The sequence below is a fragment of the Lysinibacillus sp. BF-4 genome, from assembly GCF_000743635.1.
Classification (GTDB): Bacteria; Bacillota; Bacilli; order Bacillales_A; family Planococcaceae; genus Metalysinibacillus; species Metalysinibacillus saudimassiliensis.
Map to the genome: position 1 here is coordinate 1 of NZ_JPUW01000102.1, position 829 is coordinate 829.

Below are 829 nucleotides of genomic sequence, written 5' to 3' on the forward strand. Positions count from 1 at the left end.
TCAAAACTGGATAAACTTCATTGATATTATAAAAGCTTTTGGTTAAGTCCTCGACCGATTAGTATTCGTCAGCTCCGTATGTCGCCACACTTCCACGCCGAACCTATCTACCTTGTCGTCTTCAAGGGGTCTTACTTACTTGCGTAATGGGAAATCTCATCTTGAGGGGGGCTTCATGCTTAGATGCTTTCAGCACTTATCCCGTCCACACATAGCTACCCAGCGATGCTCTTGGCAGAACAACTGGTACACCAGCGGTGTGTCCATCCCGGTCCTCTCGTACTAAGGACAGCTCCTCTCAAATTTCCTACGCCCACGACGGATAGGGACCGAACTGTCTCACGACGTTCTGAACCCAGCTCGCGTACCGCTTTAATGGGCGAACAGCCCAACCCTTGGGACCGACTACAGCCCCAGGATGCGATGAGCCGACATCGAGGTGCCAAACCTCCCCGTCGATGTGGACTCTTGGGGGAGATAAGCCTGTTATCCCCGGGGTAGCTTTTATCCGTTGAGCGATGGCCCTTCCATGCGGAACCACCGGATCACTAAGCCCGTCTTTCGACCCTGCTCGACTTGTAGGTCTCGCAGTCAAGCTCCCTTGTGCCTTTACACTCTACGAATGATTTCCAACCATTCTGAGGGAACCTTTGGGCGCCTCCGTTACTCTTTAGGAGGCGACCGCCCCAGTCAAACTGTCCACCTGACACTGTCTCCTGCCCCGCTAAGGGGCATGGGTTAGAAGTTCAATACAACCAGGGTAGTATCCCATAGACGCCTCCATCGAAGCTAGCGCTCCGACTTCTCTGGCTCCTACCTATGCTGTACA

The 829-nt window shown here is 53.1% G+C and carries 1 rRNA gene; it reads right to left on the reverse strand.

The window, feature by feature from the left end:
• Positions 1 to 38: 38 nt before the first annotated feature.
• A 23S ribosomal RNA gene (locus CH76_RS13335) occupies positions 39 to 829 on the reverse strand; the annotation flags it as partial.